This is a genomic window from Pseudomonas sp. FSL L8-0168 (assembly GCF_037976155.1).
Taxonomy (GTDB): Bacteria; Pseudomonadota; Gammaproteobacteria; order Pseudomonadales; family Pseudomonadaceae; genus Aquipseudomonas; species Aquipseudomonas paracarnis.
Genome location: NZ_CP150262.1, coordinates 4049124 through 4071131, shown reverse-complemented (window position 1 = coordinate 4071131; position 22008 = coordinate 4049124). Strand labels below are relative to the sequence as shown.

Genomic DNA, 22008 nt, shown 5'->3' with positions numbered 1-22008 from the left:
TCATTGCCTTGGTGCCGCAATCTGGTCGAGTAACTGCTGGAGCACCTGGTCGACCTCCAAGCCGTCGATGTCCAGCTCTGGTGCGATGCGTACCCGGTGACGCAGTACCGCCAGGGCGCAGCCCTTGATGTCATCGGGGGTGACGAATTCGCCACCGCGCAACAGCGCACGGGCACGGGCACCGCGTACCAGAGCGATGGAGGCCCTGGGGCCGGCACCGATGGCCAGCCCCGGCCAACTGCGCGTGGCACGGGCCAGGCGCACGGCGTAGTCGAGCACCTGCTCATCCAACGGCAAGTCACTGGCAATTTGCTGCATCCGTACCACGTCCTCGGCTTGCAGCACGGTACGCAACGGCTGCACCTCCAACATGTCTGCCTTGGACGAGCGCGTCACTTCGCGGACCATATCCAGCTCTTGTAGAGCATCCGGGTAGTCCATTCGCACCTTGAGCATGAAGCGGTCCAGTTCGGCCTCGGGCAGTGGGTAGGTGCCTTCCTGTTCGATAGGGTTCTGGGTCGCCAGGACCATGAAGGGCTGGCCGATGGGCAACGCCTCGCCCTCCAGGGTCACTTGGCGTTCCTGCATGGCCTCCAGCAGCGCTGCCTGGGTCTTGGCGGGTGCACGGTTGATCTCGTCGGCCAGCAACAGGTGGGTGAACAACGGCCCCTTGCGCAGTTTGAACTGTTCGGTCTGCAGGTCGTAAACGGCGTGGCCGGTGACATCGCTGGGCATTAGGTCCGGGGTGAACTGGATGCGGGCGAAATCACCGCCAAAGCAGCGGGCCAGGGCCCGTACCAGCAAGGTCTTGCCCAGGCCAGGCACGCCTTCAAGCAGGACGTGGCCGCCTGCGATCAGGGCGGTGAGCACGTCGTCAATCACAAGGTCCTGGCCAATCACGGCCTTGCGCAATTCCACGCGCAGCGCCTGGGCCTGCTGGCTGGCCTGCTGAAGGTTTTCGGCGGTCAGGGCGGTGGCCAGTGGAGAGTCGCTCATAAGGCATTCCTGAGGGTTTGCAGGTGCGCCACCTGACGGCTGAAGTCGGCGCTGGAAAGCCGCTTCAGCGCAACGGGCTCAAGCGCCTGGCTGATGATGTGAGGGGGTTGTCGCGTAAGGTGTTCCAGCACTTGGCGTTGCTCTGACGCATCGAGGTGTTCGAACCCTGGATGGCGTCGCCGGGCTGCGCGCAGGATGTCGTGTCGCAAGGCTTGCAACAACGTGCCCTGGCCGCTGCGGCGCAATAGGAAGTCCGCGCTGGCCTGCAAGTGTTCCTGCAGCTGGCGACGTGCCTTGGGCGCCGGTGTCTGGATCGGGCCCTGGCGCATGCCTGCCTGCCACAGCCCCAAAGCAAGCAGCGCAACCAGGGCGACGAGGGCCTGGGGGAAATAACGGAGCAACAGAGTAAACAGATCGTCTGTGTCGCTGTTGAACAGCAGGGTGACGTCAGTGCCCTGGTTCAGGTACCACAGCAACCAGGCGTTATCATGGTTGCCGATATCTGTGGTTTTCCATAGGTCGCTGTCGGTGATCACCGTGACGCGACCTTGCCCCAGGTCGAGTTGCATCAGGTGGCTGGACTGGGCGCTGTTGGCGGAAAACTGCGCCAGGTGCTTGGGGTCGGTGAGGTTGAAGTAAGTGTCAAAACTAAAGTACGCCGGTGCGGTTTCGTTGTCGACATAGAGCTTGGTCAGATCCGGTTTGGTTTTTTTACGCGGTGGCACGGGTTCGTCGAAGGTGTCGCTCAAGGTTTGGCGGATAGTGAGGCGATCAAGCAGCAGGTCACCGCTTGTGCCGGCTTCTTCATCCCATAATGCCTCGGCGACCAAGAGCAGGTGGCCACCGGCTTTTGCCCAGCCCAGCAGTTGGTCGACCTGGCGTGGGGTCATGTTGCTGCGCTCTCCCAGCAACAACAGGCTATGGCCTTTGGCGGGCAGTTCGGCGAGTCGTTCAAGGCCCTTGGCGTGTGCCACGACCAAGCCGTGCTGGCGTAGAAAGTGCTCGGCGGCCAGATAGGGATTGGCGCGAGCCTCTGGCGACGGGCCCCGGTCAACCACTTCCTCGTAGGGAATTGCCTTGTGCCAGGCATATAAGCCGCCCGCACCCACCAGGCACGCCAACAACAGCGCTGTCCACAATAGCGCGCGATTCATTGGCCCGCTCCGTCACTGAAAAGAGCACGCCAGTCGCTGCACAGTTTTTGTTGGGCTGAAGAAGGCGGCAGACGGTGACCATAGGCCAGGTTTTGCCAGTGGCGTGTCAGTTCGTCGCTGAACGCCAGTAACTGCGGTTGTTGCAAATGATGAACACGCTCCAGTACCTGCCCCTCGGTATCGGCGCTTGTCAGTGGCAGGTCGAACTCGTGCAACAGCCGGCTGAGCAACCCGCGATACAGCAGGCCTAGGGCTTCCCGTGGATGGGTGGGCCATAGTTGTTCGGCGGTACTGGCGATGTCTTCGGGCAATGTCTCGGTGCCCAGTTCCAGCCCGAACAACTGAGCGGGAACGGGCGAGGGAGCGGCCGTGCGAGTAGGCCCAAGGCGGCTGACGAACGTGCGCAACCATTCACGGTAACGCCAGCACACCAGGGCCAGGCCGCCAATCACAAGGCTCCAGAGCAGTATTTCCAAAGTTTTGGCGACGTATTTGAAGGTGTCGCTGTTAAGGTTGTCGAGCAGTGCCTGGAGCCAGCCAGGTAATTTGCCGTCGCCCGTGGCCTTGTTTTTAACCGGCGCTTTTTCTTCGCCAAACCGATAGCGTGTGACGGTTTCCGGGTTCTTGAAAGGTGGCTTTTCCAGCAACGCCTGGATGGATTGGCTGGCGGCCTGGGTGCTAAGTGGCTTATGGGCTGTGGTTTCATCTGCCATGGTCGGTGGGCTGATGTGTAGCAACGCCAGGCCAACCACCAGCAACAGCAGCGGTGCGACATTGCTCAGGCGCTGGCGCAGCCGACGGAATACCAGTTCCAGGTCCCAGGCCTCCAGCACTGTGCGGCGGTTGAGGTACAGGCTGAAGCCACAGGCGACGTAGATGGGTTCCCAGAACACCAGGACCAGGGCATAGAAGGCATTGCTCAGGTGCTCAAGCCAAAGCACGTCCGAGGCTGACGCGAATATTAGCCGTTGCCAGTCCCAGTCCAGTTCAACCTGTTGCGGGATGAAGAGATAGAACAGGATCATGCCGCCAAACCAGAGGCCGATTTCCATGTGCACACCGATGGTCGTCAGCCAGCGTGCGGCGCCAGCGTTACGTTGCAGCAACACTCCAAGGCGTCGTTGACGTGCGTCACCGTCCAGGCCTTCCAGTTGGCTGACGGGCAGGGTGAAGCTGCGGCTCATGCTCAGCCGCCGCCACGTCAGGCTTGCGAACAGTTGCCCCTTGAGCAATTGCGGCCACTGGCGAACGGCCTGTTTGAGGCTGGGGGGCTCACCAAACAGGGCCTTGGACAGAATGTACAGCGGCAAGCGGTCGAAGGCCGGCTTGAGCCACCAGAACAGGAACATGACCAAAGACGGGTAATTCCAGAGCAGCACCGTCAACAGGCTGAATACCGGCAAGCTTACCAGCGCCCAACTGCCCATCAGCAGGACACGGTGTTCCCTGGCCATCAGTACGCCCAGGTCCATGGCTTCCCAGGAAGTACGCGGGCGAATCACCACGCTGGCGTCAGTCAGGCGCATGGCGACTCCGCCCGGCCAGGGACAGGTAAGCGGCCACCAGCAGCCAGAGCGCGGCGCCTACTGCGTATTTGATCCAGGGCTCAATGCGAGTGGTTGAGGACCAGTAGGCTTCGATAAAGGCTGCGATCAACAGGAACACCATGACACCGCAAAGCATCCGTACGCTTTTGCGGGCGGCCAGGCGCAGGGCCTCGCTGCGTGCCAAGCGCCCGGGGGCAACCAGTGACCAGCCCAGTTGCAAACCTGCGGCACCGGCCAGCGTGATGGCGCTCAACTCGAATGCGCCGTGACCAATGACAAACGACCAGAAGGTCTGGCCATAGCCAATGTCGGTAAGGTGCCCGGAGACTGCACCTATGACCAGGCCGTTGAAAATCAGGAAGAACACACTGCCCAGGCCGAACAACAGGCCGGCGGCAAAGGTCTGGAAGGCGATGCCGATGTTGTGCATCACGTAATAGCCAAACATCATCCAGTCTTCGCTGGCGGCCCGTTCGGCAGCACGGCCCAGACGGCTGGCGTCGGGGTTGTACATGCCCTGCATGTCGGCCACCTGCTGGGGGCTGATGATGCTGTAGATAAGATCGGGGAACAGGTACACCAGCAGGGCTATCCCCACCAGGCTGCCAAAGAACAGCAGGCCAGCGATCAGCACGAAGCGCCATTGTTCGCGTACCAGGCGCGGGAAGTCGGCGAGAAGAAACGCCAGTATGTTTGCCGTCAGTTGGCTGCGATGGCGATACAGTTGTTGATGGCCGCGCAGTGCCAGTTGTTGCAACGTGTCGACCAGGTAACTGCTATAGCCGCGTTGCTGAGCCAGGGCCAGATGTTGGCACAGGCGTCGATATTGATGCGGGAAGTCGGCAACATCGGCGGCCTTGGCTTTACCTTGCTCCAGTTGTGTCAACTGCTCGGCGAAGGTATGCCATTGGCGCTGGTGGCGGCTTTCAAAAAGGCTCTGCTTCATGTCGGCCCCAACAAACCACGGGCTACCCCGTTGAGTTGCTCCACGGCGCGCGGCGCAGACACCTGCAGGGGCTCTGCGAGGATGGCGGCCAGTTCATGCACCCGTTCGGCCGAGAGTTCGGCCTGGCGTTCGGCGAAACCGAGGATGGCCCTCTGTTCGCTCAACTCCAGTGCGAAGGGTAGGCGCAGGGCGGGCGCTTGAGGGATGCTTGGGCGTACCAGCGGCAATTCCCGGTAGACCACCAGCGTACCGGCGGCCAGGTCGCCGAGCCGCTTGAAGTGCGGATGTTGCAGGCAACTGATCGCGCCCAGGAAATAACCGAAGGGCAGCATGTCGACAAAACGCAGCAGGTTGCGGATCAGCGATGCCGACCAGCCAATGGGCGTGCCGTCATCTTGTACCACGCGCAGCCCCATGACCTGCTTGCCTGGCGAGCAGCCCTGGTTGAGCACTTCGAACAACACCATGTACCACCAGCTCACCAGGAACAGCAGCAGCGAACCCAGCCCGATCCCCACATTGCCGAGCAGCGCCAGCGGCACCAGCAGGATACCCATGATGATCCCGCGCACGCCCAGGTCGAATGCAAACGCCAATGCCCGGGAGGGCAGGCCAGCAGGGCGCAGGGGCAGGTCGATGCCCTCGGGCGTTTCTATCTGATAGTGGGTATCCAGAGGGGTTGATGGCATTGCGATCCTTGGCACTGCGAGGCGACTTGAGAGACACGGATGCTAGCAGTGTCGAGGATGGAAGCAACCACCCGAGGTTTTTCTGGATATTTATACAGTAAGGTATCGCTGGCCCCGGACGCCTTGCAGCGCCTAGACTTTGTCGGTCTTCAGCACAGGAATAGCCCGTGACCTCGATTTTCTGGTACGACTATGAAACCACCGGCATCAACCCGCGCAACGATCGCCCGCTCCAGGTAGCCGGTATCCGCACCGACCTTGAGCTCAATGAGGTCGGTGCGCCGATCAACCTTTATTGCCAGCCCAGCGACGATATCCTGCCTCATCCGGCAGCGTGTGCGATCACGGGCATTACGCCGAGTATCCTCGCTGAGAAGGGCCTTGCCGAAGCCGATTTCATGACTCGGGTGCACGCCGAATTGGCCGCGCCAGGTACCTGCGGCGCCGGCTACAACACCCTGCGATTCGACGATGAAATGACGCGCTACAGTCTGTACCGCAATTTTTTCGACCCCTATGCGCGCGAGTGGCAGGGCGGCAACAGTCGCTGGGACTTGATCGATGTGATGCGCACCGCCTACGCCCTGCGGCCGGAGGGCATCAACTGGCCCGAGCAGGACGGGCGTGTGACCCTCAAGCTCGAACGCTTGACAGAGGCCAACGGCATAGACCACGGCCAGGCCCATGACGCGTTGTCGGATGTGCGTGCAACCATCGCCCTGGCGCGGTTGGTCCGGGAGAAACAACCGAAGTTATATGAATGGTTGTTTCAACTGCGCAGTAAACAACGGGTCATGGATCAGGTGCGGTTGCTGCAACCGATGGTGCATATCTCCGGGCGTTTCTCCGCCGAACGCCATTACCTGGGCGTGGTCTTGCCCCTGGCCTGGCACCCACGCAATCGCAATGCCTTGATCGTCTGTGACCTGGGGCTCGATCCGCAAGGGCTGTTGGACCTGGATGCGGCGACCCTGCGCCAGCGTCTTTACACGCGCCGCGATGAGCTGGCCGAAGGTGAGCTGCCGGTTCCGCTCAAGCTACTGCATATCAACCGCTGCCCGGTGGTTGCGCCGTTGAAGGTGCTGCGCCCGCAAGATCTTGAGCGCCTGCAACTGGATAAGGAGGCTTGCCTCGCGCGGGCGCTGCGACTAACTGACGCACAGGAAGTTTGGCGGGACAAGTTAGCGGCCATTTATGCCGAGGAAGACTTTGCGTCGAACGCGGACCCGGAGCAGCAGCTCTACGAGGGTTTTATTGGTGATCGTGACCGCCGTTTATGTGAGCAAGTTCGCATGGCAGAGCCCGCGCAATTAGCCCGTCAGCAGTGGCCGTTCGATGATCATCGTTTGCCGGAATTATTATTTCGCTACCGGGCGCGTAACTTTCCTGAAACCTTGAACAATGACGAGCAACAACGCTGGAAACTTTTCTGTCAGCAACGTTTGTCGGAGGCGCAGTGGGGGGCGCCGAATACCCTGTTGGCATTTAAGCAGGCGCGTGAGGAGTTGGCGGTTAGTGCTACATCGTTTCAGTGCCAGGTGCTGGCGCAATGGCAGGACTATGTGGATTCATTAGCGGCGCGCTTGAGTCTGTAAGCGCATAACTACAGAATATTCAGACAATAAAAAACGCCAGCAAGCTGGCGTTTTTCATGTGTGACGTATCGGGTGAACGTCCGACCGGGCTTAGCCCAGCAGGGTTGCCCAACCTTCAACTACGTCACCGCCCCACTTGGCTTTCCACTCTTTCAGAGTTTTGTGGTTGCCACCTTTGGTTTCAATCACTTCGCCGTTGTGTGGGTTTTTGTATTGCTTGACCTTGCGAGCACGCTTGGTGCCGGTAGTTTTCACAGCGCCGCGCGGTGCTTTAACTTTCGACTCTGGATCCAGCAGCGCGATGATGTCACGCAGGGATTTGGAGTATTCACCCATCAGGGTGCGCAATTTGCCTTCGAATTCCAGCTCGGTTTTCAGCTTGTCGTCTTCGGACAGGTTCTTCAAACGGGCTTGCAGCTCTTTGATAGCTTCTTCGGTGGCGCGGTATTCGTTGATCAGTGACATGTGGACTACCTTATGTAGAACGCTGATTGACAGGGTGAGTGGCCTAATAATAGTCAGGCAATTTCATCAAGTAAACATTTAAGACGTTATTCAGGTGAATGACATTGAATGTGTGTGAGAAAACCTGGCCGATGAGTTAATTAGTCAGCGTTAAGCGCAAAGATAATCGCGTTAATTTTTTGCTACTGACCTCAGCATGCCGTTGTACCGTCATATAGCGGTGGTAAAACCTTACACGATTAAGGGGTGTTACCACGGCCATGCCTCAAGATAAGGTGCAAGGGAATACTGCAGTTTTTCTGCGTAATCGCTAGAATAGCGGCCTTTGTGAAGTTCTGGAGTTTCCCCCTAATGCGCACTTTTCGGCTGGTGATTGCTTGCCCGGACCGGGTTGGCATCGTTGCCAAGGTCAGTAACTTTCTGGCTTCCCATAATGGCTGGATCACCGAGGCGAGCCATCACTCGGACGATCTCAGTGGTTGGTTTTTCATGCGTCACGAAATCCGTGCCGATACGCTGCCCTTTGGCCTGGAAGCATTCCGCGAGGCGTTTGCGCCGATTGCCGAAGAGTTTTCGATGACCTGGCACATCACCGATACAGAGCAGAAGAAACGCGTGGTGCTGATGGCCAGCCGCGAATCCCACTGCCTGGCAGACCTGCTGCACCGCTGGCACAGCGACGAACTCGATTGCGAGATTGCTTGCGTGATCTCCAACCACGACGACCTGCGCAGCATGGTCGAATGGCATGGCATCCCTTATTACCATGTGCCGGTCAACCCACAGGACAAGGAACCGGCATTTGCCGAGGTATCGCGACTGGTCAAGCAGCATGACGCGGATGTGGTGGTGCTGGCGCGCTACATGCAAATCCTGCCACCGGAACTGTGCCGCGAATACGCTGGCAAGGTGATCAACATTCACCACAGCTTCTTGCCGTCCTTTGTCGGTGCCAAGCCGTATCACCAGGCTTCCCTGCGTGGCGTGAAGCTGATTGGTGCAACCTGCCACTACGTGACCGAAGAGCTGGACGCCGGCCCGATCATCGAGCAGGACGTGGTGCGCGTCAGCCACAGCGACAGCATTGAAGACATGGTGCGCTTCGGCCGTGACGTCGAGAAGATGGTGCTGGCCCGTGGCCTGCGCTATCACTTGGAAGATCGCGTGTTGGTGCACGGCAACAAGACCGTGGTCTTCTGACCCGGCGATTGTGATTGAAAGACACCGGGGCCTGGAGGTAAAACTCTCCAGGCCCTTTTTTATTTCTGCTTCTGGAGATTCCCATGAGCGATCCGCTCGATAAAGCCACCTCACGGGCGCCTGCTACCTTGGGCGAGGGCTGTTTGAGCCGTTACGACCCGGACGCGCTGGATGCCGAGGATGGTACTGATTTTCCAGGCGCGGCGCGTTTATGGGAGCAGACACAGGCGCAGGACCAGCCGCCTGCCGCCCCTGAAAAAGACGCTTGAGCAGCGGTTTGCCGACCATCAATAGAAACACTGGCGCACCGGCCAGCAAATAGAAGTAGTAGGTCACCGCGCGCCAGATCAGAATTGCCGCAGCCGCTGTGGATGTGCCCACCATGGGCGCCAGCAGTGCCGCTGACGTCAATTCCGCAGCGCCGGCCCCGCCTGGCGCCAGGCTGAACTGCCCCGCAGTCAGGGATAACATCTGGATCAGAAAGCTCCAGGCCCACTGTACCTCGCCCCCCAACCCGCGCAGCGCCAGGTACAGCACGCTGTAACGCAGCAGCCAATGCAGGCTGGTCAGCGCAAAGACCCCAAGCAAGGTGCTCCGGGGTAGTTTCAGGGTGGCGCTGAACGCCGCAAGAAAACGCAGCAACCGGCGTGCCCAGCGTCGGCGGGTGGTAGCGCCGACCTTCATGGCCTTGAGTGCCAAACCCGCCAGGCGAATCAGCCGCCGGTGAACATGCACCACGGCCCAGCCACTGATTACCCCACCCACCATCGACACGGCGCTAAGCCCCAGCAACCACTCCAGACGCGGGCTGAGGCTATGGAACAGCGCATACAGCAAGATCCCCACCAGTGCGCAGAGAAAAAACACCAGGTCGCTCAATTGGTCCATGGCGAACACTGCGCTGCCATGGGCGGGGCGGATACCATTGCGCGCCAGCAGGGCCATCAGGGTCAACGGCCCGCCGCTGCCGCCGGGAGTTGCACACATGGCGAATTCAGTGGATATCACCACGCCAAGGCTTTTGAGCGGCCCTAACTGGCCGCGATGCTCGCCAAGCAACAGGCGGATGCGCAGGCTGTTGATCAGCCAGCAGCCGATGATCATGGCGAACATCCCCAGTAACTGGGGCAACGGAAACTGGCGCAGGCGCGCAATGCTTTCGCCGCCGCCCAGCCACAATGGAATCACCAGCGCCACCAAGAGCGCCAACACTAACCAGATCAGTCGGCCCATGGCTGCGTCGCCAGCCAGGCGGCCTTGGTTTGGGGGACGCGCCCCGCGTTGAGCAGGCGTTGCAGGGTGTCTAGCCAATAATCGCGGGAAAACCTGTGGCGCATGTCCACCGGATGCAAACCCAGTCGGATCAGCGGGGCGGCCTGCCATCGCTGTTCACGGCGATCAGTGAGGATTTTGGACAATCCCCGGCGCCATGCACTGCGGGCGCTCCACACCAGGCCAGGGGCGTTGATAGGCGTGAAGTCCGGTAGGCGATAAAGATGTTGTGGGTCGCTGGTGTAGCTCAGCGGCAACTGGCGCAATGCCTGCCGGGTGCCATCGCTCATCAACCAGGCTGGCGCAACAAAGCCATGCAGCGGCCAGCCATTGCGCTGGAATACCTCAATGCCGGCGGTCAACCGCCGCAACGCCTCGGCTTCGGACAGCTGGTAAAACTCGCCTTCGTGGGTATAGATGCGTCGCATAAACCATTCTTTTGGCGTACGCGGCCGAGGTTGGTCGTCGCAATGGTAATAACCATGCAAGGTGAGTTCATCGCCCTTGGCGACACGGCTATCGAGCAGGCGCCGAAAATCGCGGTGGGCGGCTAGGTCGTCATGGTGATGGAAGTCCGGCACCACCAGCCAAGTGATGGGCACGTCGCCCAGTGCATCGACGGCCTCGACGAAGGGCCGGTAGTCGGCCCAGGTGTGCGGTGCCACGTCGTGCAGTACCAGCATCAGCGCGCGCTCAGCCATGGGCGAGCATCGGTTCATGGCTGCCCAGCACGGCGCAGTAATGCCCCAGCAGGCTGTCGACTACTGTGTCCCACGCATAATGCTGCTCGACATGGCGCCGAGCCTGAGCACCCAGGCGTCGGCTGTCGGTACTGAACAACTCGCGCACCGCATCGGCCATGGCCTTGGGGTTGTTTGGCGCACACAGCACGCCACAACGCTCGTCGATAATCTCGGTAAAGGCCCCGGCCGCCACGGCGACCACTGGAATACCGCAAGCCATGGCTTCCAGGATCACCAGGCCGAAGGTCTCCTGGTCGCCACCATGCAGTAGGGCGTCGGCGCTGGCCATCAGCCGAGCGACATGTTGGGCGGGCCGGAATCCGTCAATCACGGTGACATTGTCTGGCACGCTGGCCGGCATGCCGGAGCCCACCAACAGCAAGTGGTAGCCTTCCCCCAGGCGTTTCATGCAGTTGAGCAGCACCGGCAGGTTTTTCTCCTTGGAGCCGCGCCCGGCGAAGATCAGTAGTCGAGTGTCTTCGCCAATCCCCAGTTCGGCGCGCAGGCCGGGGTCACGTACCTCAGGGGTGAAGGTTTGCAGGTCTACACCCAGGGGTTGCACGAAGACATTTCTGACGCCAAGCCCGGTGAGCTTGTCGGCCATTACCTGGCTGGGGGCGAGCACTCGGTCGAAATTCCCATAGAGTTTGCGCACATAGGCTTCAACATTGGGGGTAAACCAAGGCCCCATGCGATTGCTCACCAGCAGTGGCAGGTCGGAGTGGTAAAAGCCGATGACCGGCACATCCAATTGGCGTCGGGCATCCAGTGCGGCCCAGGCGGTCAGGTAAGGGTCGCCAACTTCGATCAGGTCAGGCTGTAAATCGTGCAGGACATTTCGCCAAGGCGCCAAACGAAGGGGGAAGCGATAGCCTTTGCCGAAGGGCAGGGCGGGCGCCGGTACTTTGAAGATGCCGTCCTGCTCGCTCAAGTGTGCACCGGGTATCAACAGGCTGTGGCGAATGCCCGGCTTGAGCGCCAGACGCCGGTGCTTGGCGTCAAGGTAAGTGCGTACGCCACCGCTGGCCGGGGCGTAGAACATGGTTATGTCAGCGATATGCACGATGAACATCCCTCCGATCCATTGCTCTCCCTAGATGGACCTGAGGTAAGGATAGATGTTCGATTGGGATTGGTGTGTTATGCCGGTCTGTTAAACGCAGGTCCCCTGTGGGAGCGGGCTTGCTCGCGAAAGCGGTGAATCAGTCAGTACATCTTCAACTGATAGACTGCTTTCGCGAGCAAGCCCGCTCCCACATTAGTTCGCATTGCGTTCGCTGTAATGGTCGGTATTGCCCCTCAGATCCGGAAGCTGCCCACCAATTGCTTCAAACGCGAGGCCTGTTGTTCCAGGTCCGAGCAGGCGCGCAGGGTCGATTGCAGGTTTTCCACCCCTTCCTGGTTGAGGGTGTTGATCTCGGTGATGTCCATATTGATCGACTCCACCACCGAGGTCTGTTCTTCAGTGGCGGTGGCGACCGACTGGTTCATACCGTCGATCTCGCCAATGCGCTGGGTCACGCTGTTCAGGCGCTCGCCGGCCAGGTTGGCGATTTCCACGCTGTCCAGGCTGTGGCGTTGGCTTTCGCTCATGGTAGTCACCGAGTCCCGGGCGCCCACCTGTAGCTCTTCGATCATCGTCTGCACCTGTTGTGCCGATTCCTGAGTGCGATGAGCGAGGTTGCGCACTTCATCGGCCACGACCGCAAAGCCACGCCCGGCTTCCCCGGCGCGCGCCGCTTCGATCGCCGCATTGAGCGCCAGCAGATTGGTTTGCTGGGAAATGCTGGTGATCACCTCAAGAATCTGGCCGATATTCACCGTTTTGCTGTTAAGTGCTTCGATATTGGTGCTTGAGGTGCTGATCATGCTGGATAACTGCGTCATCGCCTTGATATTGCGTTCAACCACCTGCTGGCCGTCTTCGGCCAAGTGCCTGGCATCGCTGGCCTGACTGGAGGCTTGGGCGGCGTTGCGTGCGATCTCCTGAGCTGCGGCCCCCAGTTGATTGATGGCCGCAGCGACGCTGTTGGTGCGGTTGGCCTGTTCGTCGGAGTTGACCATCGACGAGTTGGAGGCGCTGACCACCCGCAGGGCCACTTCATTGACGTGCTCGGTGGCTGAAGACACTTCGCGAATCGAGGTATGAATGCGCTCGACGAAGCGGTTGAAGGCATTGCCCAGGGTGCCGAATTCATCATTGTTCTGGATGGTCAGGCGGCGGGTCAGGTCGCCTTCACCGTCGGCAATGTCCTGCATGGCTCGGGTCATCAGGTGCAAAGGTTGCAGCAAGACGCGGATGAGCATGCCGAGCAGGGCGATGATGATCACCACCGCGATGATCGTTGCGATCACCGCCGAGGTGCGAAACTCACTGAGCATGGCGAAAGACTTGTCTTTATCCACCGAAACGCCCAGGTACCAGTTTACCGAGGGCAGGCCCTTGATCGGTGTAAACGTCACGATATTGGTCTTGCCGTTGGCTTGCACTTCGCTGAAATCGCCGCTGATCTTCGGCGTGTCTTTTGGATAAACGTCCGCCAGGGTCTTCATCACCAGGGCTTTATCCGGGTGCACCAGCACTTTGCCGTCGGCGCTGACCAGGAACGCATAACCCATGCCGCCAAAATCCAGCGCGCCGATGTTGTCCACCAGGGTCTGCAGGCTCAGGTCGCCGCCGACTACGCCGATGCTCTGGCCACCCTTGGCGCTGGGCGTGGCGACGGAAATGATCAGTTGCCCGGTCGCCGCGTCGATATAGGGTTCGGTCAGGGTTGAACCGTTGCTGGCCTGGGCGCCCTTGTACCAGGGGCGAACACGCGGATCGAAGCCGTCGGGCATCTTGGTGTCAGGACGAATGGTGAAGGTGCCCTGGCTGTCACCGACGTAGGTGGCCATGAATGACGAGGTCAGCGCTTTCTGTTCCAGCAGGCTGGCGACCACGCTTTGTTCAGGGTTGATGGCGATGTTCTGTGCGGCGTTTTCCACCAGGGCGATACGCCCGGTGAGCCAGGTCTGGATGTTGCTGGCGGTGACGTCGCCCATCTCATGCAGGTAGTTATTGAGGTCGTCACGAATCGCGTTGCGCTGCAGGTAGTCGTTGTAGAGGGTAAACAACGCGAAAGCGGCGATGACGATAAGGGAGGCTGCAAGCAGGATCTTGTGGCTGAAGCGCAGATTTTTGTTCATGGCTTGAAGGGTCCGCTAAGGTCTTAATATCCGAGGCGCATCCTATGCGGGAGGCGCAAAATGGCAGCGTCAAAAAAGGTGTGGTATTTCTGGTGATAGCTCCGTTGGTCCATATCGGAATTATCTGACCGTTTTTTAGTCTTTGTCGGGCTTACATCCGTCTATATCGACCTCGCGGCACTAAAGATTAACCATAGGTGACGAAATGCCTGACTCCACACAACTGCTTATCGGTGCTGGCCTTGACGGCCTGCCCATCGCCCAGTCCATGCGCCTGGCCAACCGTCATGGGTTGATCGCTGGCGCCACGGGCACCGGCAAGACCGTCACCTTGCAGCGCCTGGCGGAAGCCTTCAGTGATGCGGGTGTGGCGGTGTTCGCTGCCGACATCAAAGGCGACCTCTGCGGCCTGGGCGCCGCCGCCAACCCCCAGGGCAAAGTGGCCGAGCGCATCGCCGGTATGCCCTTCCTTAATTACACGGCCCAGGCGTACCCGGTAACCCTGTGGGATATCCACGGCCAATCCGGTCATCCGTTGCGCACCACCATCAGTGAAATGGGCCCGCTCTTGCTCGGCAGCCTGTTGGAGCTCACCGACAGCCAGCAATCGGCGCTCTATGCGGCGTTCAAAGTGGCCGACCGCGAAGGCCTGTTGCTGCTGGACCTCAAGGACCTCAAGGCACTGCTCAATCACCTGCGCTATCACCCGGAACTACTGGGCGAAGACGCCGCCTTGATGACCACCGGTTCCAGCCAGGCCTTGTTGCGGCGTCTGGCAGTGCTGGAGCAGCAGGGCGCCGAAGCCCTGTTTGGCGAGCCGGCCCTGCAATTGGAGGATATTTTGCAGCCCGCCAGTGATGGGCGTGGGCGCATCCACCTGCTGGACGCCAGCCGCTTGGTGCATGAAGCGCCGAAGGTCTACGCGACCTTCCTGTTGTGGCTGCTGGCAGAGTTGTTCGAACAATTGCCGGAACGCGGCGATGCCGACAAACCGTTGCTGGCGTTGTTTTTCGATGAAGCGCACTTGTTGTTCGCCGATACGCCAAAAGCCTTGCAGGAGCGCCTGGAGCAGGTAGTGCGCCTGATCCGGTCCAAAGGCGTCGGCGTGTATTTCGTCACGCAATCGCCGGGCGACTTGCCGGATACGGTGCTGGCGCAACTGGGCCTGCGCATCCAGCACGGTTTGCGCGCGTTCACTGCCAAAGAACAGAAGTCCCTGCGAGCGGTGGCGGACGGTTTTCGTCCCAACCCGACATTCGATACCTTGTCGGTGCTTACAGAGTTGGGCACTGGTGAGGCCTTGGTGGGAACCTTGCAGGAAAAGGGCACGCCGGAAGTCGTCCAGCGCGTACTGGTTGCTCCTCCGCAATCGCGGATCGGGCCGCTCACCGAAGCCGAACGTAAAGCGTTGGTTGCCAGCTCGCCGCTGTTGGGGCGCTATGACAAGCCGGTGGATCGTGAGTCTGCCTATGAAGTGCTGATGGCCCGCAAGGAGCTTGGGCCTGCCGAGCAGGCTGCTCCGGCCGCCGAAGAGCCGAGCTTTACCGACAGGGCCGGTGCCTTCCTGGGGACCACGGCGGGCAAGGCGTTGAAGTCAGCCATGCAGCAGGCCGCCAATCAGATGGGGCGCCAATTGGTACGTGGTCTGCTGGGTTCGTTATTGGGCGGCAGCAAACGCAAATAACGTTTCAGGCTTTGGGCCGGGCATGGGCGGCCAGCCGTTCCAGGGCGGCGCGCAAGCCCGGGTCGTTGATCCCTTCGGCGGTGGCCTGAAGGGTTTCGGCGGCCGTTTCCGACAGGTCCAGGGTATGCCCCACTGCGCCTTGCGGCACGGTGGGTGGCTGTACCTTGAACTGAATGCGCGTCAAGCCGGCGAATTCTTCAAACGCCATCAACTGGCGCTGCAAGCGTTTTTGCTGATAACGCAAGCGCGTGGCCCAATGACCATCGGTGACAATTAATAGCAGATTGCCTTCTCGCCAGGACGCCACATGACAGTGCTCACGTGCGGCAGGTTGCAGCTGGCTTTCCAGCAGGCGTTGCAAATGGCCCAGGCGTTTGGCATGGCCAAAGATGGCTTTCAACGGCTTGGCTTCGCGAAGCAACACGCCGGGCGCGCGGGCTGTAAGAGGGCGAAATGCCATGTTTAGACACCTTAGGTAACAGAGCGGTTATCTTAACAGAAAGCGCCGGTACACCCCGCGGCCGTGCCTCGGCTGGGCTTTGCCCATGAAATCAATAAGTAACTTCTGCGCTCCATGGGTTGAAGTTCGCGCAAAAGCCCTTATTTTAAACAGGCCCTCTCACAGCGCCGTGCCTGCCTCGGGGAACAACGCCACTTTCCTCACCCACGATTCCGGGTAGAATGCGCGTTCGCAATGCGGCCGTGAGGGCTGCTCGGGCCACTCACGGTGCGCCCTCCATCCCTATGTGTGGAAGAACCTGCCGATATGTTTGCGCCTTTGTTAAAGAAACTTTTTGGAAGCAAGAATGAGCGCGAAGTCAAACGCATGCTCAAGACGGTGCAGCTGGTCAATGCCTTCGAAGAGCAGATGGTTGCTCTGTCGGACGAGCAATTGCGCGCCAAGACCCAAGAGTTCAAGGCCCGCATAGCCAAAGGTGAAACCCTCGACAAGCTGCTGCCCGAAGCCTTTGCGGTCGCCCGTGAAGCCGGTAAGCGCGTCATGGGCATGCGCCACTTCGACGTCCAGTTGATCGGCGGCATGACCTTGCATGAAGGCATGATTGCCGAAATGCGCACCGGTGAAGGCAAGACCCTGGTGGCAACCCTGGGCGTTTACCTCAACGCACTGTCCGGCAAGGGCGTGCACGTTGTGACGGTGAACGACTACCTGGCTCGCCGGGACGCCAACTGGATGCGCCCGCTGTATGAATTCCTCGGCCTGACCGTCGGCGTGGTAACGCCGTTCCAGCCGCCGGAAGAGAAGCGCGCCGCGTACGCCTGCGACATCACCTACGGTACCAACAACGAATTCGGTTTCGACTACCTGCGCGACAACATGGCGTTCAGCATGGATGAAAAATTCCAGCGTGAACTCAACTTTGCCGTGATCGACGAAGTCGACTCCATCCTCATCGACGAAGCCCGTACCCCGCTGATCATCTCCGGCCAGGCCGAAGACAGCTCGCGCCTGTACACCGAGATCAACAAGTTGATCCCGCGTCTTGAGCAGCACATCGAGGAGGTGGAAGGCGTGGTGACCAAAGAAGGTCACTTCACCATCGACGAGAAGACCCGCCAGGTCGAACTCAACGAAGCCGGTCACCAGTTTGTCGAAGAGATGCTGACCCAGATCGGCGAATTGGCCGAAGGTGAAAGCCTGTACTCGGCGCACAACCTGGGCCTGTTGACCCACGTGTACGCTGGCCTGCGCGCCCACAAGCTGTTCCACCGCAACGTCGAGTACATCGTGCAGGACGGCCAGGTGGTACTGGTTGACGAGCACACCGGTCGTACCATGCCCGGTCGTCGTCTGTCCGAAGGCCTGCACCAGGCCATCGAAGCCAAGGAACACCTCAACATCCAGGCCGAAAGCCAGACGTTGGCGTCCACCACTTTCCAGAACTACTTCCGTCTGTACAACAAGCTGTCCGGCATGACCGGTACGGCCGACACCGAAGCGTTCGAATTCCACCAGATCTACAACCTGGCCGTGATGGTCATCCCGCCGAACAAGCCGTTGGCGCGTAAAGACTACAACGACCTGGTGTTCCTGACCGCCGAAGAGAAATACGCGGCGATCATCAATGACATCAAGGATGGCATGGCCAAGGGCCGTCCGATCCTGGTGGGTACCGCCACCATCGAGACCTCCGAGCACGTGTCCAACCTGCTCAACAAGGAAGGTATCGAGCACAAGGTACTGAACGCCAAGTTCCACGAAAAAGAAGCCGAGATCATCGCCCAGGCCGGTCGCCCAGGCGCATTGACCATCGCCACCAACATGGCCGGTCGTGGTACCGACATCCTGCTGGGCGGCAACTGGGAAGTGGAAGTGGCCTCGCTCGACAACCCGACGCCTGAGCAGATCGCCCAGATCAAGGCCGACTGGCAGAAGCGTCACCAGGCTGTGCTGGAATCCGGTGGCTTGCAGGTGATCGCGTCCGAGCGTCACGAATCGCGCCGTATCGACAACCAGCTGCGTGGCCGTGCCGGTCGCCAGGGTGACGCCGGTTCCAGCCGTTTCTACCTGTCGCTGGAAGACAGCCTGATGCGTATCTTCGCGTCGGACCGGGTGAAGAACTTCATGAAAGCCCTGGGCATGCAGTCCGGTGAGGCGATCGAGCACCGCATGGTGACCAACGCCATCGAGAAGGCCCAGCGCAAAGTAGAAGGCCGTAACTTCGACATTCGTAAGCAACTGCTTGAGTTCGACGACGTCAACAACGAACAGCGTAAAGTGATTTATCACATGCGTAACACGTTGCTGGCCGCCGACAACATTGGCGAGACCATCGCTGATTTCCGTCAGGACGTGCTCAACGCCACTGTCAGCGCCCACATCCCGCCACAGTCCCTGCCTGAGCAGTGGGATGTTGCCGGCCTAGAAGCGGCATTGAAGAGCGACTTCGGTGTGGACTTGCCGGTTCAGCAATGGCTGGACGAAGACGACCACCTGTACGAAGAAACCCTGCGCGAAAAACTGATGGCCGAGCTGCTGGCGGCGTACAACGAGAAAGAAGAGCAAGCGAGTGCCGAAGCACTGCGCACCTTCGAAAAACAGATCGTATTGCGCGTGCTGGATGACCTGTGGAAAGACCACCTGTCGACCATGGACCACCTGCGTCACGGTATCCACCTGCGTGGCTACGCCCAGAAGAACCCGAAGCAGGAGTACAAGCGCGAGTCGTTCACGCTGTTCTCCGAATTGCTGGATTCGATCAAGCGCGATTCGATCCGCGTGCTGTCCCACGTTCAAGTGCGTCGCGAAGACCCGATCGAGGAAGAAGCACGCCTGCGTCAGGAAGCCGAAGCACTGGCGGCGCGCATGCAGTTCCAGCACGACGAAGCGCCGGGCCTGGATGAGCCTGAAGCATTGGGTGAAGAGGTCGATGTGGCCCTGGCCCAGACCCCGGTTCGCAATGACCAGAAGCTGGGCCGCAACGAGCTGTGCTACTGCGGTTCGGGCAAGAAATTCAAACACTGCCACGGCCAGATCGAATAAGATTTTCGCCTGACGCTGCAACACCCCGCGCCGCGACCGGCCTTTGCCGTCGCGGCGTTTTGCCATTAATTCCCACCGTCGATAGCGACGGCACAGACATCACCTATTTTTAAGGAGCGCATTCATGGCTGTTGGTCTTGGTCCTTTGCCCACGTTGCACCCGGTTGCCGGTTTTGAACTCGGTATCGCTTCGGCGGGCATCAAGCGCCCGGGGCGCAAGGATGTGGTGGTGATGCGCTGTGCTGAAGGCTCGACCGTAGCGGGCGTGTTCACCCTCAACGCCTTCTGCGCCGCGCCGGTGATTCTGGCCAAGCAGCGCGTGGCCGGGTCGATTCGCTACCTGCTGACCAATACCGGCAACGCCAACGCGGGCACCGGCGAGCCCGGCCTGGCGGCGGCGGCGCGCACCTGCGCCAAGCTGGCCCAGTTGACCGGCGTCGATGCCAGCCAGGTGTTGCCGTACTCCACCGGTGTGATCGGTGAGCCGCTGCCGGTGGAAAAAATCGAAGGCGCCCTGCAAGCCGCGCTCGATGATCTGTCTGTGGATAACTGGGCGGCTGCGGCCACTGGCATCATGACCACCGACACCTTGCCCAAAGGCGCGAGCCGCCAGTTCGTGTATGAGGGCGTGACCATCACCGTCACCGGTATCAGCAAAGGCGCAGGCATGATCCGCCCGAACATGGCCACCATGCTCGGCTATATCGCCACCGACGCCAAAGTTTCCCGTGATGTGCTGCAACGCCTGATGCTGGACGGCGCCAACAAGTCGTTCAATCGCATCACCATCGACGGTGACACCTCCACCAACGACTGCTGCATGCTGATCGCCACCGGCCAGGCCAACCTGCCGGAAATCACCTCCACCGAAGGCCCGTTGTTTGCGGCGTTGAAACAGGCGGTGTTCGAAGTGTGCATGGACGTGGCCCAGGCCATCGTGCGTGACGGCGAGGGCGCGACCAAGTTCGTCACGGTTGAAGTCAACGGCGGCGGCAACCATCAGGAATGCCTGGATGTGGGCTACACCGTGGCGCACTCGCCGCTGATCAAGACCGCGCTGTTTGCTTCGGACCCGAACTGGGGCCGTATCCTCGCGGCTGTCGGCCGTGCCGGCGTGCCGGACCTGGACGTGAGCAAAATCGACGTGTTCCTGGGTGACGTGTGCATCGCCAGCCGTGGCGCCCGCGCCGAAACCTACACCGAAGCCCAGGGCTCGGCGGTGATGCAGCAGGAAGAAATCACCATCCGTATCGAACTGGGTCGTGGTGACTGCAGCGAAACCATCTGGACCACCGACCTGTCCCACGAGTACGTGAAGATCAACGCGGAATACCGTACCTGATACCAAGAGGAAACTGGCGGTGAAACGAGTACATGTAGCTGCAGCGGTGATCCGCGGTGTCGATGGCAGGATCCTGCTGGCGCGCCGTGCCGATACTCAGCATCAAGGCGGCCTCTGGGAATTTCCCGGCGGCAAGGTGGAGGCTGATGAGTCGGTTGCCACGGCCTTGTCCCGTGAATTGCAGGAAGAGCTGGGCATCCAGGTCACCACGGCGCGGCCGCTGATCAAGGTGCAACATGACTATCCGGACAAGCAGGTATTGCTGGATGTCTGGGAAGTCTCGGCTTTTACCGGCGAGCCCCATGGCGCTGAAGGGCAGCCTTTGGCGTGGGTGGCACCGCGGGACCTGGTCAACTATGAATTCCCGGCGGCGAATGCGCCGATTGTCGCCGCGGCACGCTTGCCCGCCGAGTACCTGATCACCCCTGGCGAGCTGGAGACCCCGACGCTGTTGCGCGGTATCCAGAAGGCTATTGCCGGTGGCATCAAGCTGGTTCAACTGCGTGCCCCTAACGGTTACGACCCCAAATACCGCGACCTGGCGGTAGATGCGGTGGGCCTGTGCGCCGGCAAGGCGCAACTGATGCTCAAGGGGCCGTTCGAGTGGCTGGGGGATTTCCCTGCTGCGGGGTGGCATATGACCTCGGCGCAGTTGCGCAAATACGCGAGCAAGGGCCGGCCGCTGCCCAAAGACCGCTGGTTGGCGGCGTCTTGCCACAACGCGGAAGAACTGGCGCTGGCAGAGTTGATGGACGTGGATTTTGTCACGCTGTCGCCGGTGCAGCCGACTCAGACCCATCCGGATGCGCAGCCGTTGGGTTGGGAACAGGCGGCTGAGTTGATCGCCGGGTTCAGCAAGCCGGTGTTTCTGTTGGGCGGGGTTGGGCCGGCGCAGCGGGAGCAAGCTTGGGAGGCTGGTGCGCAAGGTGTGGCAGGTATTCGGGCGTTCTGGCCGCAGGTGTGATGAGCGTTCCCACGCTCTGCTGATCGTGCTGATCGTTCCCACGCTCTGCGTGGGAATGCCTCCTGCGACGCTCTGCGTCACGCTTTGGGACGCGGAGCGTCCGTTGATGCATTCCCACGCAAAGCGTGGGAACGATCTGCTCAGTGTGGCTTGGCCGCCGCCTGCCACAACACTTCCGCAACACCTTGGCGTTTGGCAATCACCCTGGCCGCCACAAACAGCAAATCCGACAACCGATTGATGTACGCCAACCCCACACCCTCCAACGGTTCCACCGCATTCAGGTGCTGACAACGGCGTTCGGCGCTGCGCGCCAGGCTGCGGCACACATGGGCTTGAGCGATCAACGCTGAACCGCCAGGCAGGATGAAATTCTCCAGCGGCCCGACTTGCTCGTTCCAGCGATCAATCGCAGCCTCCAGCCGATCCACTTCCGCCGCATTCAACGCCTTGTACACAGGCATGGCCAGCTCACCGCCCAAGTCAAACAGACGGTGCTGGCAAGGCGTGAGCACTTCAATCACATCCTTCAACCCCGGATGCTTGCCGCTTTGTTCTTCAAGGTTAGCCAACAGCAGGCCGAGTTGGCTGTTCAGCGTATCCACCTCGCCAATCGCTTCCACGCGTGGATGGTCCTTGGGCACGCGGCGGCCGTCGCCGAGGCCGGTCTCGCCTTTGTCGCCGGTACGGGTGTAGATCTTCGACAGGCGAAAGCCCATG

18 protein-coding genes are annotated in these 22008 nt (G+C 60.4%); 6 read left to right on the top strand and 12 right to left on the bottom strand.

Annotated features, from left to right (window positions below; translation table 11 throughout):
• The 5 genes from MHH62_RS18630 to MHH62_RS18610 are packed head-to-tail and all read right to left on the bottom strand — an operon-like array spanning nt 1 to nt 5332.
• Nucleotides 1–996: a MoxR family ATPase gene (locus MHH62_RS18630; protein ID WP_020302717.1), complete on the bottom strand. Its 996-nt coding sequence runs from the start codon at nt 994–996 to the stop codon at nt 1–3.
• Nucleotides 993–2150, bottom strand: coding sequence for a DUF4350 domain-containing protein (locus MHH62_RS18625; protein ID WP_014719739.1), 1158 nt, complete (start codon nt 2148–2150; stop codon nt 993–995). Before MHH62_RS18625 ends, MHH62_RS18630 begins: the two co-directional genes overlap by 4 nt.
• Nucleotides 2147–3676: a DUF4129 domain-containing protein gene (locus MHH62_RS18620; RefSeq protein WP_339231610.1), complete on the bottom strand. Its 1530-nt coding sequence runs from the start codon at nt 3674–3676 to the stop codon at nt 2147–2149. The genes MHH62_RS18625 and MHH62_RS18620 overlap by 4 nt, the downstream gene beginning before the upstream one ends.
• The gene (locus tag MHH62_RS18615) at nt 3663–4643 is read right to left on the bottom strand and encodes a stage II sporulation protein M (protein ID WP_019821231.1); all 981 of its coding nucleotides are present in this window, start codon (nt 4641–4643) and stop codon (nt 3663–3665) included. Before MHH62_RS18615 ends, MHH62_RS18620 begins: the two co-directional genes overlap by 14 nt.
• Complete coding sequence (locus tag MHH62_RS18610) at nt 4640–5332, bottom strand: RDD family protein (protein WP_014719736.1); 693 nt, start codon at nt 5330–5332, stop codon at nt 4640–4642. Before MHH62_RS18610 ends, MHH62_RS18615 begins: the two co-directional genes overlap by 4 nt.
• A 167-nt stretch (nt 5333–5499) precedes the next feature.
• On the opposite strand from MHH62_RS18610, the gene sbcB reads away from it, so the two are divergent.
• A complete protein-coding gene (gene sbcB / locus MHH62_RS18605; RefSeq protein ID WP_014719735.1) occupies nt 5500–6927 on the top strand; it encodes an exodeoxyribonuclease I in 1428 nt (475 codons plus the stop codon).
• Between the two features lie 90 nt (nt 6928–7017).
• Here sbcB and mvaT read toward each other — a convergent pair whose 3' ends face one another.
• On the bottom strand, nt 7018–7392 hold the full coding sequence (gene mvaT / locus MHH62_RS18600) for a histone-like nucleoid-structuring protein MvaT (RefSeq protein WP_019821235.1): 375 nt from the start codon (nt 7390–7392) through the stop codon (nt 7018–7020).
• A 351-nt stretch (nt 7393–7743) separates the two neighbouring features.
• Here mvaT and purU point away from each other — a divergent pair, with 351 nt between their 5' ends.
• Nucleotides 7744–8592, top strand: a complete 849-nt coding sequence (gene purU / locus MHH62_RS18595) for a formyltetrahydrofolate deformylase (RefSeq protein WP_019821236.1) — start codon at nt 7744–7746, stop codon at nt 8590–8592.
• A 123-nt stretch (nt 8593–8715) separates the two neighbouring features.
• On the opposite strand, the gene MHH62_RS18590 is transcribed toward purU, so the two are convergent.
• The 4 genes from MHH62_RS18590 to MHH62_RS18575 form a co-directional block, all read right to left on the bottom strand.
• Nucleotides 8716–9825 (bottom strand): lysylphosphatidylglycerol synthase transmembrane domain-containing protein, encoded by a 1110-nt coding sequence (locus tag MHH62_RS18590; protein WP_020302714.1) that lies wholly within the window; start codon nt 9823–9825, stop codon nt 8716–8718.
• The gene (locus tag MHH62_RS18585) at nt 9813–10565 is read right to left on the bottom strand and encodes a polysaccharide deacetylase family protein (RefSeq protein ID WP_020302713.1); all 753 of its coding nucleotides are present in this window, start codon (nt 10563–10565) and stop codon (nt 9813–9815) included. Before MHH62_RS18585 ends, MHH62_RS18590 begins: the two co-directional genes overlap by 13 nt.
• On the bottom strand, nt 10558–11679 hold the full coding sequence (locus MHH62_RS18580) for a glycosyltransferase family 1 protein (RefSeq protein ID WP_014719730.1): 1122 nt from the start codon (nt 11677–11679) through the stop codon (nt 10558–10560). Before MHH62_RS18580 ends, MHH62_RS18585 begins: the two co-directional genes overlap by 8 nt.
• Before the next feature lie 227 nt (nt 11680–11906).
• Nucleotides 11907–13796, bottom strand: a complete 1890-nt coding sequence (locus MHH62_RS18575; RefSeq protein WP_014719729.1) for a methyl-accepting chemotaxis protein — start codon at nt 13794–13796, stop codon at nt 11907–11909.
• Nucleotides 13797–14001: 205 nt separating this feature from the next.
• On the opposite strand from MHH62_RS18575, the gene MHH62_RS18570 reads away from it, so the two are divergent.
• On the top strand, nt 14002–15480 hold the full coding sequence (locus MHH62_RS18570; protein ID WP_014719728.1) for a helicase HerA-like domain-containing protein: 1479 nt from the start codon (nt 14002–14004) through the stop codon (nt 15478–15480).
• Between the two features lie 4 nt (nt 15481–15484).
• Here MHH62_RS18570 and MHH62_RS18565 read toward each other — a convergent pair whose 3' ends face one another.
• Nucleotides 15485–15940, bottom strand: a complete 456-nt coding sequence (locus tag MHH62_RS18565) for a DciA family protein (RefSeq protein WP_019821244.1) — start codon at nt 15938–15940, stop codon at nt 15485–15487.
• Nucleotides 15941–16246: 306 nt separating this feature from the next.
• Here MHH62_RS18565 and secA point away from each other — a divergent pair, with 306 nt between their 5' ends.
• The 3 genes from secA to MHH62_RS18550 all read left to right on the top strand — a co-directional run bounded on the left by secA (nt 16247) and on the right by MHH62_RS18550 (nt 21288).
• Entirely contained in the window at nt 16247–18982 is a 2736-nt protein-coding gene (gene secA, locus MHH62_RS18560) for a preprotein translocase subunit SecA (protein ID WP_014719726.1), read from the top strand.
• Nucleotides 18983–19106: 124 nt separating this feature from the next.
• Nucleotides 19107–20324 (top strand): bifunctional glutamate N-acetyltransferase/amino-acid acetyltransferase ArgJ, encoded by a 1218-nt coding sequence (gene argJ / locus MHH62_RS18555; protein WP_339231604.1) that lies wholly within the window; start codon nt 19107–19109, stop codon nt 20322–20324.
• Between the two features lie 19 nt (nt 20325–20343).
• Nucleotides 20344–21288 carry a Nudix family hydrolase gene (locus tag MHH62_RS18550; protein WP_014719724.1) on the top strand — a complete coding sequence of 315 codons (945 nt, stop codon included), beginning with the start codon at nt 20344–20346 and terminating at the stop codon, nt 21286–21288.
• A gap of 140 nt (nt 21289–21428) precedes the next feature.
• Here MHH62_RS18550 and MHH62_RS18545 read toward each other — a convergent pair whose 3' ends face one another.
• The gene (locus tag MHH62_RS18545; protein WP_339231602.1) at nt 21429–22007 is read right to left on the bottom strand and encodes a cob(I)yrinic acid a,c-diamide adenosyltransferase; all 579 of its coding nucleotides are present in this window, start codon (nt 22005–22007) and stop codon (nt 21429–21431) included.
• Nucleotide 22008: the final 1 nt, after the last annotated feature.